The organism is Phaeobacter piscinae (genome assembly GCF_002407245.1).
GTDB classification, from domain to species: Bacteria; Pseudomonadota; Alphaproteobacteria; order Rhodobacterales; family Rhodobacteraceae; genus Phaeobacter; species Phaeobacter piscinae.
Genome location: NZ_CP010681.1, coordinates 3,332,669 through 3,348,044, shown reverse-complemented (window position 1 = coordinate 3,348,044; position 15,376 = coordinate 3,332,669). Strand labels below are relative to the sequence as shown.

Genomic DNA, 15,376 nt, shown 5'->3' with positions numbered 1-15,376 from the left:
CAACCATGTTGAAAAAACTTGCAACCGGTGCCGCCTTCGCTCTGGCGCTCGTTCCTGCCGCATCTTTTGCGGCAGGCGGGGCAGGCCATGTCGAAGACTACGACTTCTCTTTTGAAGGCCCGTTCGGCACCTATGACACCAACCAGCTGCAGCGCGGCTTGCAGATCTACACCGAGGTCTGCGCGGCCTGCCATGGTCTGAAACAGGTGCCACTGCGCACGCTGGCAGACGAGGGCGGACCGAACCTGCCTGCGGATCAGGTCCGGGCCTATGCGGCTGACAACTTCAGCGTTTATGACCCGGAACTGGATGAGGATCGCCCGGCGAAGCCGACGGATCACTTCCCAGAGAACAACAACGCCGGTGCTCCTGACCTGTCGCTGATGGCGAAGGCGCGCGCAGGCTTCCACGGGCCTTATGGCCTGGGTCTGAACCAGATGTTCAAGGGCATGGGCGGTGCTGAATATATCGCCTCCCTGTTGGCGGGTTACACGGGTGAAACCAAGGAAGAAGCTGGCACCACCTTCTATGAGAACACCGCTTTCCCGGGTGGCTGGATCTCCATGGCGCCGCCGCTTTCGGATGAGCAGGTCGAGTTCATCGATGGCGCACCGAATGATGTGGAAAGCCTGTCCAAGGACGTCGCGGCTTTCCTGATGTGGACCGCGGAGCCCAAGATGATGGCACGCAAGCAAGCGGGTTTTGTCGGCGTGCTGTTTCTGACGCTGCTGTCGGTTCTGCTGTATCTGACCAACAAGCGCCTCTGGGCTCCGCATAAAGGCAAGAAATCCAGCTAAGCCGGTTCTCTGCCATTTAAGATCATGAAACCCCCGCACGGTCCGGCCCTGCGGGGGTTTCTTTTTGATCCTTAGGACGGGGCGCTGCCCCTCTGCCCTGCGGGCATTCACCCCGGAGTATTTTGGGAAAGGTGACGGGGGCAGAGGGCAGGGGCAGGGCGCGCTGAGCCTGCTACCCGGCGAAGAAGCAGGAGCGGGGCCTTGGGGTCTGAAGATGCGTGAGGAGCGTTTGGGCCATATCTGCGACCGGGGTGCTGCCGTCAAACTCCAGATCATAGCGGAGCCCATCATGGGCATGCGCCGCATCTCGTGCGGCGCTGCCTGCTGGTCTGTTGCCACGGATCTTCTCGCGCTGAGTGAGCGGTGCGAGCGGTGGGCGCAGCCCAACAAAGACAATATCATGGCGGCTCAGCAGGGCCTGTAGCTCCGCGTGCCAGCCGGGAGTGTCGAGGATATGTTCGACAATCAGGTCGTTCCCGGCCTCGGCAAAGCCGGCCAGCATGCGGTGGAAGCCGGCAAAGAACGCCGGACGCGCTGTGCTCCAATCAGGATAATCCGCAGGCCGCCAGGCGCCACTGTCGCGCAGGTGATCAATGGAGAGATGCAGAAAGGGCCGCGAGGCCTGATCCCGCAATGCGTTTGCAAGTGTGGATTTACCGCTGCTGGAGGCGCCATGAAGAAAGAGAATGAGAGCCATTGATGCATCTGTCTCCCAACGTATAGGCGCGGTCAGCGCGCAATCAGACCGTGAGCTGCGTGCCTGTGATCCCGGTTGGTGTGGCGGTCACGATCTGCCCTTCGACCTGGGGCGTGGCAAAGGTGACTTCGGTGAATTGTTCGGTGCGGCCCATGTGGGGATTTTCCATCAGAATCTGATGAGCTTTGCCCCTTGCGGCGGCCAGATGCGTCCGAACCTGGGTGTCCCCAGCGGCGCGCAGGCGGGCGGCGCGGTCCTTGATCACAGTGCCATTGACCTGGTTGGGGATCCGGGCTGCGGGTGTGCCCTCGCGCTTTGAGTAGGGGAAAACATGCAGCCAAGTGAGATCACAGTCGGTGACCAGCTTGAGCGAGTTCTCAAAATGGGCATCGGTTTCGGTCGGAAAACCCGCGATGATATCGGCACCGAAGGTCATCTCCGGGCGCAGTTTGCGAGCCTCCTCGCAGAAGCGGATCGCATCGTCGCGCAGGTGACGCCGGGCCATGCGTTTTAGAATGAGATCATCGCCGTGCTGCAGGGACAGATGCAGATGCGGCATTAGACGGGGTTCTGTTGCGATCGCCTGCATCAGGTTGTCATCAACCTCGATCGAATCGATTGAGGAGATCCGCAAGCGGGGCAGATCCGGAACCAGCTTCAGGATGCGCATCACCAGATCGCCCAGCTTGGGCGTGGCGGGCAGATCCGCGCCCCAGGAGGTGAGGTCGACGCCGGTCAGCACCACCTCATTATAGCCCCGGTCCACCAGCCGTTTGATCTGATCCACCACCACGCCCGCCGGAACCGAGCGCGAGTTGCCGCGACCATAGGGGATGATGCAGAAGGTGCAGCGGTGATCGCAGCCATTCTGGACCTGTACATAGGCGCGCGAGCGGGTGCCGAAGCCATCAATCAGGTGGCCTGCGGTTTCCGTCACGGACATGATGTCGTCGACCTGCACCTTTTCGGTGGTGCCGATGAAATCAGGTCCCTTGGCGATTTGCTGCCAGGTGCCCGCCTGCATTTTTTCGGTATTGCCGATGACCTGTGTGACCTCGTCCATGGCGGCAAAGGTCTCGGGCTCGGTCTGGGCGGCGCAGCCGGTGACGATGATCGGCGCATCCGGGTTTTCGCGGCGCAGCTTGCGAATCTCCTGCCGGGCCTTGCGCACCGCCTCTGCCGTGACAGCGCAGGTGTTCACCACGACGGCATTCTGCAGCCCGGCCTGCTGGCTCAGCTCCTTCATGGCCTCGGTCTCATAGGCGTTCAGCCGACAGCCGAGTGTTGTGAACTTGGGGGCGTTGGTCACTTGGAGAGGCTTTCGAGGAATTGGCGGGTGAAATGGCCGTCGGCCACATGCATGGTGGGGCCGGTCATCCAGACGCCGTCTTCGCGCCAGTCGATCCAGAGCGTGCCGCCGTCCAGATCAATCTGCACCTTGCGTCCCGTCAGCCCGCGACGCACAGCGGCCACGGCTGTTGCGCAGGAGGAGGAGCCGGAGGCCAGCGTGATGCCGACACCGCGTTCCCAGACCCGCATCCGCAGATGGTCCGGGGCGACAACATGGGCGACCTGCACATTGGTGCGTTCGGGATACAGCGGGTGGTGTTCGTAGCGGGCGCCAAATTCAGCGAGCGGAATCACCTCTGCGTTCTCCACAAAAAAGGTGCAATGCGGGTTGCCCATGCCGGTGGCGGTCGGCGCCCCTTCGATGGGGAGTTCGAGCGTATCGACATCCTCGGCCAGCGGGATATCCTGCCAGTTGAGCTGCGGTTGACCCATGTTGACGGAGGTGAGCCCGTTTCCGGCATCTTCCGCCAGAAGGAGGCCACGATCGGTGGTCAGGCGCAGGTGGGTCTTGCCGCTTTCATCCAGCAGATGGCGTGCAATACAGCGGGTGGCATTGCCACAGGCGGCGGAGGTTGATCCATCGGCGTTGTAGAACGTCAGATGTGCGTCCTCGTCGCCCTTGGTGATGACCGTCAGCTGATCAAATCCGATCCCCATCTGGCGATGGGCGATTCCCTCAGCCATGGCCGGGGTGATGTCCCAGGTTTGATCGCGCGCGTCCACCACAACGAAATCGTTGCCGAGGCCATGCATTTTCATAAAGGGCAAGCGGGTGTCTGATCCTATGGTCATTTCGGGCATATAGACCTCCGCCGAAGATGAATCCACCCTTGCAGCAAGAAACTTGAAAAAAGGGGTTGACCGTCTCAGCCCTTACCCCTAGATACGCCGCCTATCGGGACAGCAAGACTGACACGGTCGCGCCGCTCCGAAGCAAATTAAGTGCTTGATCCTTCTGGATTATGTCCTTAAAGAGCGACCAAGGAACGACACATCGTTCCGACGAAGAAGTGGGCCGTTAGCTCAGTTGGTAGAGCAACTGACTTTTAATCAGTGGGTCGCAGGTTCGAATCCTGCACGGCTCACCACTTCCTCTCTCTCCACTGAAAATTGCCAGATAATCTATCGACCACCGCAGCTGTCGCTGCCGGGTGTTTTTCAGTCTTTTCTTGCAAAAGTCCTCTGTTTTCGTGGCTCTGTGGTCGCCGGGGCTTCCTTGGGTTGCTAGGGTGCGGCGAGCGCTAACGCAAAGCGGTGCGGCCTGCGGGCGGTTGCCGGTTTTGTCCCAGAGGTAAGGAGCCTGTGATGGTGTCGCCTATGTTTGAGCTGCCTGCGAATCCCGTGATTCCGGTGGAGGGTCAGGAGACCGGGTTTCCGGTAGGCCGAATCTTTTGTGTCGGGCGCAACTATGCTGCCCATGCGGCCGAAATGGGCGTTGAGGTGGATCGTGAAAAGCCGTTCTATTTCACCAAATCGGCAGCCAACGCGGTGCTGAGCGGTGCCGAGGTGCCCTATCCGCAGGGGACAGAGAATTTTCACCACGAGATGGAGCTGGTGGTGGCGATTGCTGCGCCGTTGCAGGATGCGACGGTGGCGCAGGCGCGGGCGGCGATCTGGGGCTACGGCTGCGCGCTGGATATGACACGGCGGGATCTGCAACTGGGTGAGCGGCAAAAGCAACGCCCGTGGAGCCTGGGAAAGGATCTGGAGAACGGCAGTGTCTTTGCGCCGCTGCGCGCGGCGGAGGAGTGGGGCGCGCCGGGGGAACAGCGGATCTGGTTGCGGGTCAACGATGAGATTCGCCAGGACGCCTCGCTTGCGGAGCTGATCTGGTCGGTTGAGGACATACTGTGCCACCTGTCACGGTATTATCACCTGCGGCCCGGCGATCTGGTCATGACAGGCACCCCGGCTGGCGTCGGACCGGTTGTCGCAGGCGATTATATCGAAGGCGGAATTGACGGGTTGATGCCGGTGCGGTTGACGCTGCGCTGAGGGATCGGCGCGCGATATACATGTGTCGTGGTGAGTTTAGCATCGCTATACACGTATGACGTGAATTAAGTAACCGAATTACCGCTTGTTTCGATCATCCTGTAACGTATTTTTCTTTCAACACACCGCGCGGACTGCGCAGGATCGCGAAATCATGTGGCAGAAATGCATAATCATCTGTTGATGGTTACAAATGCACCTAATAGCTGGTGAGGCAAGGGGGTGCTATCGTGGTGATCCGGGACGGGATGACCGCGTTTGCACAGTGTCGCAGGGCAAGGGCGTTTGTTGCATCGGCGGGGTCCGATGGCGATAAATGAAACGAACAAAGGTCAGAGGGAGGAAACACATGACCACTCGGAGAAAGCTACTTGGCGCGGCGGGGGCCGTTGCACTCATGGCGATGGGCGCGACGTCCGCCATGGCGCAGGAGGTGACGCTGAAGCTGCACCAGTTTCTGCCGGCGCAGGCGAATGTGCCCAAGCTGATTCTGGATGTCTGGGCCGACAAGGTCGAGGCCTCTTCCGATGGCCGCATCAAAATTGACCGCTATCCGTCGATGCAGCTGGGGGGCAAACCGCCAGAGCTGATGGATCAGGCCATTGATGGTGTTGCAGATATCGTCTGGACCGTGGTGGGCTATACGCCCGGTCGCTACCCGTCGACCGAGGTGTTCGAACTGCCGTTCATGATGACCAATGCGCGCGCGGCCTCGCACGCCTATTGGGAGATGTTCGACGAGCATATGAAGGGCGCCGAGTTCAAGGACGTAAAAATCCTGGGCACATGGGTCCATGGTCCGGGCATCATCCATACCACTGATCCGGTGGAATCCCCTGACGACCTGCGCGGTATGAAAATCCGCGGCGGGGGCCGGTCTGTGAATGGTCTGCTGACCGAGCTGGGCGCCACCCCGGTGGGCATGCCGGTTCCGGCCATCCCCGAAGCGCTGTCCAAAGGCGTGATCGACGGCACCACTATTCCGTGGGAAGTCACCACCGCTCTGAAAGTGCCGGAGCTGGTCGAGAACCACACCGAATTCACTGGCCGTGCGCTTTATACGCTGACCTTTGTTCTGGCGATGAACAAGGAGAAGTACGAGAGCCTGCCTGACGATCTGAAAAAGGCTGTCGATGAGAACTCCGGTCTGGAATTCTCCGTCTTTGCCGGTGGGACCATGGCGGATGCCGACACTCCCGCGCGGGAGTTCGCGCTGGACGAAGGCAACAATGTCATCACTCTGGACGAAGAGCAGACCGCGATCTGGCGTGAGGCGTCCCAGCCGATCTACCAACAGTGGCTGGATGATATGAAGGCCAAAGGGGTCGATGGTGATGCGCTGCTGGAGCAGGCCACCTATCTGATCGACAAATACACTGCTCAGTACGACAACTGAGCCAAGACCGGTGGACCTGCGGCTGCGTTTATCCGCAGGTCCACCCCCCACCTGAAAGGGTAGGCTTTCCATGCACAAGCTGATGATGGGACTGGCCAGATCCATGGCCATGGCGGGCGGCGTTGTGCTGTCGCTGCTGATCCTGCTGACATGTCTGTCGATTGCCGGGCGTCTCTTGAACGGGGGGCTGCACGGCGCCCTGATGCAGAGCATCGCGCCGGATCTGGCCGAGTGGCTGATCGCGATTGGTGTCGGGCCGATCAACGGGGATTTCGAGGTGGTCGAGGCCGGTGTCGCCTTTGCGATCTTTGCCTTTCTGCCGCTGTGTCAGATCACGGCAGGCCATGCGTCAGTGGATATTGTGACCAACAGTTTTCCGAGGGGAGCCAAGCGGTTCCTGCGGATGGTGACGGAGATCGTTTTTGCCGCAGTGCTGGTGCTGATCGCGGTCCGGCTTGGGGCTGGTGCGCTGAGCAAGTTCCAGAATGGCGAGACGTCCTTCCTGCTCGAGTTTCCGGTCTGGTGGGCCTATGCCGCCAGCCTCGTCGCGGCCAGCGTGGCCGCCGTGGTGGGCATTTATATGGCCGCCGTACGTACGATTGAATTTATGACTGGCCGCATCCTTGTCTGGGACGGCGTGGAGGGCGAACAGTGACTGCGCTTGAAATCGGGATTGCCTCTTTTCCCGTCCTGATGATGCTGATTTTCCTGCGGGTTCCGATTGGCCTGTCGATGTTTCTGGTTGGTCTGGTCGGGTTGATCATTGTGACCGACGGCACCCAAGTTGCCTTTGGCCGGATGAAAAGCGAGACCTATTCGACCTTCTCCTCCTATTCACTGACCATCGTGCCGATGTTCCTGCTGATGGGCCATTTTGCGACGCTGGGGGGGATGTCCACCGCGCTGTTCAAGGCGGCGGAGGGGTTCCTTGGCCATAAGAAGGGCGGCGTTGCCATGGCAGCCATCGGTGCCTGTGCAGGCTTTGGCGCGATCTGCGGTTCGTCGCTGGCAACTGCGGCGACCATGGGGCGGGTGGCGCTGCCGGAGCTGCGCAACTACGGTTATGCCGGTGGGTTTTCCACCGCGACGCTGGCGGCTGGCGGCACCCTTGGTATTCTGATCCCGCCCTCTGTGGTGCTGGTGATCTACGCGATCCTGACCGAACAGAACATTGCCAAACTGTTCTTGGCGGCCTTCATCCCGGGTATTCTGGCGGCCATCGGCTATGTGATTGCAATCTCTATCTACGTCCGCGTCTTTCCCGGAAGTGCCGGCACCCGCCCGCCCGTGCCATGGGGCGAACGGTTTGCGGCGCTGTTTCACGTCTGGCCGGTCCTTCTGGTCTTTGGACTGGTGGTTGGCGGGATCTATCTCGGTTGGTTCACCCCGACCGAAGGCGCGGCCGTTGGCGCGTTGGGGACCGGGCTGATCGCCTGGCTGAACGGTGGGCTTAATCGCGAGACCCTGACCGACAGTTTCATGGTGACAGCCCGTTCGACCGCGATGATCTTTTTCATCGTGTTGGGGGCCGGGTTTTACAACGGGTTCCTCGCTCTCACCAAGGTGCCGCAGGAGTTGGCTGATTTCGTGGTCTCACAAGGGTTGAGCCCCTGGATGGTGCTGATGCTGATCTTGGCGTTCTATCTGGTGTTTGGCTGCCTGATGGACAGCCTGTCGATGATCCTGCTGACCATCCCGATCTTTTACCCTGTCATTTCGGCGATGGATTTTGGTCTGGTGAACCTGCCCGCCATGCAGGCCGAGGCCGCGATGGAGGTGTTGAAGGCGGGTGTGCCACAGGGGATGGGGGCGGAAATGCTCGCCTCGATCCAGGAGGCGATTGCCACCGGCGCTGAGCTGACCCGCGAGCAGATGAAAGAGCTGGGCATTCGCGTGACCAAGGGGATGGCGAACCGGATGGAGACCGAATACGTCGCAATCTGGTTTGGCATTCTGGTTCTGATCGTGGTCGAGGTTGGCCTGATCACGCCGCCGGTTGGTATGAACCTGTTTGTGATCAACGCGATGGATCGCACCACCCGTATGGTCGATACCTATAAAGCGGTGATGTTCTTTGTCGCCTCCGACCTGATCCGGGTTGTGATCCTGGTGGCCTTTCCGATCATCACGTTGCTGCCGTTGATGTTGATGCGCTGACGGCGCGGTTCACTCTCGCGGCCATCCGTTTGACCCTGGGGTCTGATGGGTGGCCGTTGCCATTTTCAATCCAGTTTTTTCCAGATCCGAGGCCCAGAATGACCGACAGCCAGACGCCCGATTTTATCCATGAGATCCGTGTGGGCTGGGGAGACTGTGACCCGGCGCGCATTGCCTATACCGGGCATTTGCCGGGGTTTGCGTTGCAGGCGATTGATGCCTGGTGGGAACATCAGCTCGATGGCGACGGCTGGTATCAGATGGAGCTGGACCGTGGCACCGGCACGCCCTTTGTACACATGAGCATCGATTTCCGCTCTCCCGTCACACCGCGCCATCGGCTGGCCTGTTCGGTCTGGCCCGTGGCTTTGGGTCAGAAATCCGTGACCTTTCGGGTTGAGGCACGGCAGGATGGCACCCTTTGTTTTGAGGGTAAATTTGTCTGTGTCTTTATCGCGCCAGAGGATTTCAGCGCCAAACCTGCGCCTGAAGATTACCGCGCAGTGATTGAGCCGTTGCTGCGGCCCGACCTCGCCTAGGGTTGGGAACTCCCCGTATTAGAGCCGATATCAGAGCGGCTCGCGCTGCCAGCCATCCGCAAATGACACCCGCTCCATGTCGGCAAAACGGCGGACCCGCTCCAGTTCGGCCTCCAGTCGGTTCTGCCGTGCCGGAGACCATTTGACGCCCCGCTCTGGCCAAAGCGCGGTGACATGCAGGGTGCCTGCGAGGCCCCCGGGCTGGCGGTGCGCCTTCATATCGATGCGGCCCACCAGGCGGTCTCCCTCCATCAGCGGGAAGACATAATAGCCGTAGCGGCGTTTGGCGGCGGGGGTGAAAACCTCAATCCGGTAGTGAAACCCAAACAGCCCTTCCGCGCGCTTGCGATCCCGCAGGGCCGGATCAAACGGGCTGAGGACGCGCATGCGGCCGGGGGGTGGCGGCAGCGCGGCGGCCTGTTCGACAGCACCGGGGCGGGCAAAGACACGGCGGCTGCGCCCGTCCGTTAGCGTGACATCGACCGGCTCAATCTGCCCATCCGCCAGCGCCTGTTTGCACCATGTGGCGCATTCCGCTGGGGAGGCCGTGGCCCAGAAGGCGGCCAGCTCTCCTGAGGTGGCAAAGCCGAGCCGGTCCAGCGCCGCGTTGCACAACCAGTCCAGCGTTTCTTCCGGCGCGGGAGAGCCTTGCGCGGGGAGATATTGGCTGTCGATGACCCGTTCGCTCAGATCATAGCGTTTCTGAAAGCCGCTGCGCCCGACCACCGCCAGCGCGCCAGAGCGCCAGAGGTATTCCAGCGCGGTTTTTGACGGGTGCCAGTCCCACCAGCCGCCGGTGCCCTTTTTCTCGTCCTTGCCTACGTCCGAGGAACTGACCGCACCATAGTCGCGGATATGGTCGAGAACATGCTGGAACTTCGCCTCGTACCCGTCGCGGTGCCAGTTGCGGTATCTTTTGCGCAGCACCTCGGCGTCGCGCTGAAACCGCAGGTGCCAGTGCGGATAGAACTCCATGGGCAAAACGGCGGCGTCATGGGTCCAATGTTCGAACAGGTTGCGATCCTGCTCATAAAGCCGTTTCAGCGCCGCAGGCCGATAGCTGGGCCTGCGTGAGAACAGGATCATGTCATGGGCGCGGGCGACGGTGTTGATGCTGTCCAGCTGCACAAAACCAAGCCGGGTGATCAGCTGCAGCAGTGCATCACCCTTGGCCGACCCGCTGGGTTGCTCCAGCAGGCCATGCCGATCCATGAACAGGCGCCGCGCGGCCCGGTTGTCCAGCCGCGCGACCGCCATCAGCGCCGCTTGAGCGTGTCACCAAAGGTGATCGTGGGCGTCAGGGTCACGTGCTTTTCGATCTCGGCATCCGGATTGTCGAGTTGGGCGGCAATGATCTCAGCCGCCTTGCGCCCGATTTCCAGACGACAGGCATCCATCGTGGCCAACTGCCGTGGCAGCCCCTGCAACAGTTCAACCCCGTTGAAGCCGGCAAGTCCGATCTGACCGGGAATGTCGATCTTCTGATCCATCAGGTAGAGCATGCCACCTGCGCCGATCATGTCGTTGGAATAGTAAAGAAAATCCAGCTCCGGAGAGCGTTCCAGCATTTCCTGCGTCATCTCCCGGCCCTTGGCCAGCGCAGAGCCGCCGGAGTAGAAAGCGCGATCCATGATCTCCACGCCTTCCTTGGCGAGGGCCTCGGTAAAGCCCTCGAACCGTTTGCGCGCGCGGTGGTCCAGCGGCATCTTGGTGCCCATGAAGCCGATATTGCGATAGCCGGCTTTCAGGATCGCCTTCGCCATCTCTCGGCCTGCGCGACGGTGTGAAATGCCGACCATTGCATCCACCGGCTTGCCATCGGTATCCATCACCTCAACCACCGGAATGCCCGACGCATTGAGCATGGCGCGCGCGGCCTCAGTATGTTCGAGACCCGCAATGATGACGCCAGAGGGCCGCCAGGAGAGCATCTCGTAGAGGACTTTCTCCTCTTTCTCCGGCTGATAGTCCGTGACACCCACAACCGGCTGCAGGTCGGTATTTTCCAGAACCGAATTGATACCAGTCAGTACCTCGGGAAAAACCATGTTCGAGAGCGACGGGATGATGACCGCCACCAGATTGACCCGGTTGGAGGCCAGCGCGCCGGCGATCTTGTTGGGGACATAGCCCAGTTCCTTGGCCGCGCTCAGCACCTTTTGGCGGGTTTTTTCCGACACATCGCCCCGGTTGCGCAATACGCGACTGACGGTCATTTCTGACACCCCGGTGGCTTCGGATACGTCACGAAGAGTGAGCGGGCGCTTGTTGTCCGTTGTCACGTCGATGGCCTCACATTGTTGTTCCCGTTAGGTTAGCGCAGACAGCGCAGGCTGCACAATGGGGACGGCTGCCGCGAAATCCAATTCCTCAGGATTGTCTTGCCATGACGGGTTTGCTATCGCGTAAACAGGCTGGCCCGGATCAGGCCCCGTGGCTCAACTGGATAGAGCAGCCCCCTCCTAAGGGGCAGGTTGCAGGTTCGAATCCTGCCGGGGTCGCCATTCTGTTGGCTGTGCTATTTTTTCATTCGTCAGTGTGTGCAAGATGATCTCTTCCCTCCTTTGGGAGGGGGGCTATGTCAGATCTGGCGCGCCTGTGGCAGAAGGAAGGGAACACCGGAGCGGGGCAAGCTGTTGACCGGGACCGGGCAACCGTAGGCGTGTTCCAAGGTTTGGCTGGTTAGAACCTCCTGCGGTGTGCCCTTGGCGGCGACGTGTCCGGCATGGATCAGGGTGATCTGGTCGGCATACATGGCGGTCAGGTTCAGATCGTGCATCACTGCGACAACACCGCCGCCGCGCGCTGCATAGTCACGCGCCAGATCCATCACGGTGAACTGATGACCGATATCAAGGCTGGCCACGGGTTCATCCAGAATAAGCCAACGCGGGATGCCCTCTACCACCGGTTCCCAGACTTGGGTCATCACCCGGGCCAGTTGAACACGCTGCTGTTCGCCGCCGGAGAGATCTTGATAAAACCGGTTTGCAAACCCGCCCAGATCGACCTGTTCCAGCGCCCTGAGCGGTAGCTCCGTGTCCGCCGCGGCCAGACCTGCGGAGAGCCCGAGCCGTACGATTTCCACCACTGTGAAGGGAAAGGCGATTGCGGCGGATTGCGGTTGAACGGCCCGGATCGCAGCCAACTCCCAAGGTTTCATCGCAGCGGTGTCTTGGCCGTTCATCAAGACCTGGCCTGTAAAGGGCACCTCGCCGGTCATTGCCCTCAGAAGTGTGGTTTTGCCAGAGCCATTTGGGCCTGCGATTGCCGTCACCTCACCTGGCCGTGCGGCGAAGTCGATGCCATCCAAAATTCTGCGATGGCCAAGTTTAACCGTAATGTCAAAAGCTTCCATCGGGTTCTCCGCTCAAAGGCCCGTGCTGCCGAAGCGGCGCAGCAGGATCCACAGAAACACCGGGGCGCCCAGAACGGCTGTGATAATGCCAATCGGAAGCTCGGCTGGGGCAATGATCACCCGCGAGATCATATCTGCCGCCAGCAATAGCGATGCACCCAAAAGGGCGGCATTTGGCAACAGGCTGTGGTGGTCCGGTCCGCTGGCCAAACGCAGCAGATGTGGAACGACGATGCCGATAAATCCGATGCCACCGGAGACCGCGACAGAGGCTCCGGTGGCGCTCGCGACTATGAGGATTGCGATGTTTTTGACCCGTTGCACCGGAATACCGATATGCCCCGCCGCTGCTTCTCCCAGCGCCAGCCCGTTCAGGCCGCGCGACAGGGCTGGCAGAGCCAGCAGAGCGACGCCAATGATGGGGGATGCTGCCAGCACCTTTGACCAGGTTGCACCGGCCAGTGATCCCATGCCCCAGAATGTCAGATCGCGCAGTTGGTTGTCATCTGCGATGTAGACCAGAATTCCCGACAGAGCTCCTGAAAGTGCGCCGAGCGCGATGCCTGCCAGCAGCATCGTGGCGACCGAGGTCTGCCCCCTGCGTGTGGAGACACGGTACAGAATGAGCGTAGACCCCCAGCCGCCGAGAAATGCGGCGATGGGGACAAGGTAGTTGCCAACCGTATCGCGCAGCATGGCGGGCAGAAAGGCACCCATGACAATTGCACAGATCGCTGCCAGCCCCGCGCCAGCACTGACACCGACAATCCCGGGATCCGCGAGCGGGTTGCGAAACAGCCCCTGCATCACAGCGCCGGAAACGGCCAGGGCGGACCCAACCAGAATACCCAAGAACAGACGTGGTAAGCGGATATCGAACAGAACAATCTGATCCAGTCGCGACAGGTCGCGTCCCATCGCCAAGTCTTGCAATGCCCCCCATAGCGACGTGCCTGACGCGCCCCAGGCCAAGGACAAAACAGACATCACGGCCAGCAGTAAAGCCAGAACGACGGTCAACCTCCGCGCCTGCACCCGGCGGTCGATAGCGCCCAGCGATGTGACACCGCTGTTGGGGGTATCCGCAGCGAGCGCCATATCAGTCTGCCTCGCTGTAGAGTGCCTGGTTGAGCTCAGTGACTGCGGATGCGGTGCGCGGCCCAAAGCCAAGCAGATGCAGGCCGTTCATGCGGACCACCTTGCCGGTTTGGGCAGCGGGGGTCGGTGCGATGGACGGCAGCGCAAGCAAGTCCTCGATTGCGGCACCATGGTCGCCGCCACGGTCCATCATCAGGATCACATCCGGCGCAGCCTTCGACACCGCTTCGTCCGTCATCGGCTTATACCCGTCGAAGTCCGTCACCGCGTTAACGGCGCTAGCCATTCGGATGATGCTGTCGGCCGCCGAGTTTGCACCGCCCGCCATGATTCTGCCGCCCCGTGTCGACAGAATGAACAGCACCTTTTTGGGATGCTCCCCGGCAACCGATGCGGCGTCTGCTTCTGCGGATCTGAGGTCTCGCGACACGGTCTGCGCCAAGGCTTCGGCTTCGGCCTCTTTGCCCAATGCCGCACCAACGGTGCGAATCTTGGCTGTGATCCCGTCTGCGGAAAAGATCTCCGGCACCGAAACGTAGTCAACTTGAGCGCTTTTGAGGACGTCCAGCGTTTCAGGCGGGCCGGCGCCTTCGATCGCGATAATCATGTCGGGGGCAACCGACAGCACGCCTTCTGGGGACAATGCCCGCGCGTATCCGATATCCGGCAACGCCAGTGCTGCTGCAGGGTAGGTGGAGGTCCGGTCGCGGCCGATCAGCCGATCCTGCTGACCAAGAGCGTGGATGATCTCGGTCACCGAGCCACCGACAGAAACGATGCGTTTGGGCATCTCCGCCAGGGCAATGCTGCCGATTAGCAGCCCTGCCATCAGCAGATTAAGCCCCAGGAATAGACGGCCGAATGCAGACATCACGCCGGTTCTTTCACAGCGTAGGAGGCTAGGTTTTCAACAATGGCATTCCATTCCGGGCGGTGATCTTTGGCTTCGGTCCGGCGGCCAAAGACCTGAAAGATAATGCCACCCTCGGCATCGAAGGCTTCGACAGACACCGCGTCCCCGCGCTGGGTGGGCTTGGTCACTGCCCAAACCTCAGCGATGTGGTCCATGCGCAAATGCAGATCAAAGCCCGGGTCCAGGATATTCTGCCATGGCCCCATTTCACGCAGATTGCGGATTGGGCCGCCATGGATTTCGATGCATCCCATATTCCCGACGAAGAACATAACGTCGAGTTCCTGATCCTGTACCGCAAACAACATCTTATTGACCTCAGCCGGGTCGAGCTTGCGGGCCAGCGGCTCCCCTGCAGTGCGGTAGGCGCCCAGTCGGTTCATCTTCAGCTTCGATGTCAGCCGCATGAACTGATGGGTATCCGTCATCTTGGCCCATTCAGCGCGCAGGATGTCTGCCTTCTCCGGGTTTGCCTTGGCAGGTTCTGTCGGTTTGCGCGGCTCTACGGTGAGTTCCTGAGACTGTTGCTCCAGGGTCAACTCTTCAACCAACCGCTGCCAGGCATCCAGATCCGAGGTCTCGCGCAGATGCACCTTATGAACCGCGTCGCCGGCTGCATCAAAGATCTGAATTGACCGTTTGGTGCCCTTGTCTGTTTCGCGTTTCACCGCAAAAGCCGAGACGAAATGCCGGGGGAAGAAGCGCAGATCAATTGCATCATTGAGGATCATCGATGCGTGCTGGCCTGAGTGATAGTTTTCGTAGATGCCAACCTTCTCGATCACACAGGATGGGTTGCGGGTCAGGGCCATAACCTCACCCAGTGGCGCAAGTCGCGGCATGATTTCATCCGGGCTGGCCTGAATGCGCGAGACGCCTTCACCGACATAGGCGGCCACCAGCTGGCCTTCGGTAATGCCGAATTTGTCGGCAAAATCGCGATCTCTCAGGTTTGCATGCTCAGCGCGCGCCGCACGGATCGCAGCTGGTGTCATGGTTGAGGCGGTCATGGCAGCCCTTTCTACTAAGACGTCCTAGAAGAGGCTGGCAGTGGCGGAACGTGCCGCGCGAGAGCT

15 protein-coding genes and 2 tRNA genes are annotated in these 15,376 nt (G+C 60.6%); 8 read left to right on the top strand and 9 right to left on the bottom strand.

Annotated features, from left to right (window positions below; translation table 11 throughout):
• Positions 1-5 precede the first annotated feature (5 nt).
• Complete coding sequence (locus phaeop14_RS15890) at positions 6-797, top strand: cytochrome c1 (protein WP_040169959.1); 792 nt, start codon at positions 6-8, stop codon at positions 795-797.
• A 172-nt stretch (positions 798-969) separates the two neighbouring features.
• Here the strand turns inward: phaeop14_RS15890 and phaeop14_RS15885 are convergent, their stop codons facing one another.
• The 3 genes from phaeop14_RS15885 to dapF are packed head-to-tail and all read right to left on the bottom strand — an operon-like array spanning position 970 to position 3,645.
• Positions 970-1,494, bottom strand: a complete 525-nt coding sequence (locus phaeop14_RS15885) for a chloramphenicol phosphotransferase CPT family protein (RefSeq protein ID WP_096790082.1) — start codon at positions 1,492-1,494, stop codon at positions 970-972.
• 43 nt (positions 1,495-1,537) lie between these two features.
• Positions 1,538-2,803 (bottom strand): tRNA (N(6)-L-threonylcarbamoyladenosine(37)-C(2))-methylthiotransferase MtaB, encoded by a 1,266-nt coding sequence (mtaB, locus tag phaeop14_RS15880; protein WP_096790081.1) that lies wholly within the window; start codon positions 2,801-2,803, stop codon positions 1,538-1,540.
• Entirely contained in the window at positions 2,800-3,645 is an 846-nt protein-coding gene (dapF, locus tag phaeop14_RS15875) for a diaminopimelate epimerase (protein WP_040169965.1), read from the bottom strand. The genes mtaB and dapF overlap by 4 nt, the downstream gene beginning before the upstream one ends.
• A gap of 211 nt (positions 3,646-3,856) precedes the next feature.
• Here dapF and phaeop14_RS15870 point away from each other — a divergent pair.
• The 6 genes from phaeop14_RS15870 (at position 3,857) to phaeop14_RS15845 (ending at position 8,931) form a co-directional block, all read left to right on the top strand.
• A tRNA-Lys gene (locus phaeop14_RS15870) sits at positions 3,857-3,932 on the top strand.
• Positions 3,933-4,149: 217 nt separating this feature from the next.
• A complete protein-coding gene (locus phaeop14_RS15865; RefSeq protein ID WP_040178879.1) occupies positions 4,150-4,839 on the top strand; it encodes a fumarylacetoacetate hydrolase family protein in 690 nt (229 codons plus the stop codon).
• Between the two features lie 349 nt (positions 4,840-5,188).
• Positions 5,189-6,235: a TRAP transporter substrate-binding protein gene (locus phaeop14_RS15860; RefSeq protein ID WP_096790080.1), complete on the top strand. Its 1,047-nt coding sequence runs from the start codon at positions 5,189-5,191 to the stop codon at positions 6,233-6,235.
• Positions 6,236-6,305: 70 nt separating this feature from the next.
• Complete coding sequence (locus tag phaeop14_RS15855) at positions 6,306-6,890, top strand: TRAP transporter small permease (protein WP_096790079.1); 585 nt, start codon at positions 6,306-6,308, stop codon at positions 6,888-6,890.
• Positions 6,887-8,392 carry a TRAP transporter large permease gene (locus phaeop14_RS15850; protein ID WP_024098775.1) on the top strand — a complete coding sequence of 502 codons (1,506 nt, stop codon included), beginning with the start codon at positions 6,887-6,889 and terminating at the stop codon, positions 8,390-8,392. The genes phaeop14_RS15855 and phaeop14_RS15850 overlap by 4 nt, the downstream gene beginning before the upstream one ends.
• Positions 8,393-8,490: 98 nt before the next feature.
• Positions 8,491-8,931 carry an acyl-CoA thioesterase gene (locus phaeop14_RS15845; protein WP_096790078.1) on the top strand — a complete coding sequence of 147 codons (441 nt, stop codon included), beginning with the start codon at positions 8,491-8,493 and terminating at the stop codon, positions 8,929-8,931.
• Between the two features lie 30 nt (positions 8,932-8,961).
• On the opposite strand, the gene phaeop14_RS15840 is transcribed toward phaeop14_RS15845, so the two are convergent.
• Positions 8,962-10,188 carry a winged helix-turn-helix domain-containing protein gene (locus phaeop14_RS15840; RefSeq protein ID WP_096790077.1) on the bottom strand — a complete coding sequence of 409 codons (1,227 nt, stop codon included), beginning with the start codon at positions 10,186-10,188 and terminating at the stop codon, positions 8,962-8,964.
• On the bottom strand, positions 10,188-11,213 hold the full coding sequence (locus tag phaeop14_RS15835; protein WP_014876273.1) for a LacI family DNA-binding transcriptional regulator: 1,026 nt from the start codon (positions 11,211-11,213) through the stop codon (positions 10,188-10,190). Before phaeop14_RS15835 ends, phaeop14_RS15840 begins: the two co-directional genes overlap by 1 nt.
• 145 nt (positions 11,214-11,358) lie before the next feature.
• On the opposite strand from phaeop14_RS15835, the gene phaeop14_RS15830 reads away from it, so the two are divergent.
• A tRNA-Arg gene (locus phaeop14_RS15830) sits at positions 11,359-11,435 on the top strand.
• Between the two features lie 77 nt (positions 11,436-11,512).
• On the opposite strand, the gene phaeop14_RS15825 is transcribed toward phaeop14_RS15830, so the two are convergent.
• From phaeop14_RS15825 to phaeop14_RS15810, 4 genes are read right to left on the bottom strand one after another with little or no spacing between them, the layout of a single operon-like run.
• Positions 11,513-12,289, bottom strand: coding sequence for a heme ABC transporter ATP-binding protein (locus tag phaeop14_RS15825; protein WP_096790076.1), 777 nt, complete (start codon positions 12,287-12,289; stop codon positions 11,513-11,515).
• Positions 12,290-12,301: 12 nt separating this feature from the next.
• Positions 12,302-13,387 (bottom strand): FecCD family ABC transporter permease, encoded by a 1,086-nt coding sequence (locus phaeop14_RS15820; RefSeq protein ID WP_096790075.1) that lies wholly within the window; start codon positions 13,385-13,387, stop codon positions 12,302-12,304.
• A gap of 1 nt (position 13,388) precedes the next feature.
• Positions 13,389-14,258 carry a heme/hemin ABC transporter substrate-binding protein gene (locus phaeop14_RS15815; RefSeq protein WP_096790074.1) on the bottom strand — a complete coding sequence of 290 codons (870 nt, stop codon included), beginning with the start codon at positions 14,256-14,258 and terminating at the stop codon, positions 13,389-13,391.
• Positions 14,258-15,310: a hemin-degrading factor gene (locus phaeop14_RS15810; protein ID WP_096790073.1), complete on the bottom strand. Its 1,053-nt coding sequence runs from the start codon at positions 15,308-15,310 to the stop codon at positions 14,258-14,260. Before phaeop14_RS15810 ends, phaeop14_RS15815 begins: the two co-directional genes overlap by 1 nt.
• Positions 15,311-15,376: the final 66 nt, after the last annotated feature.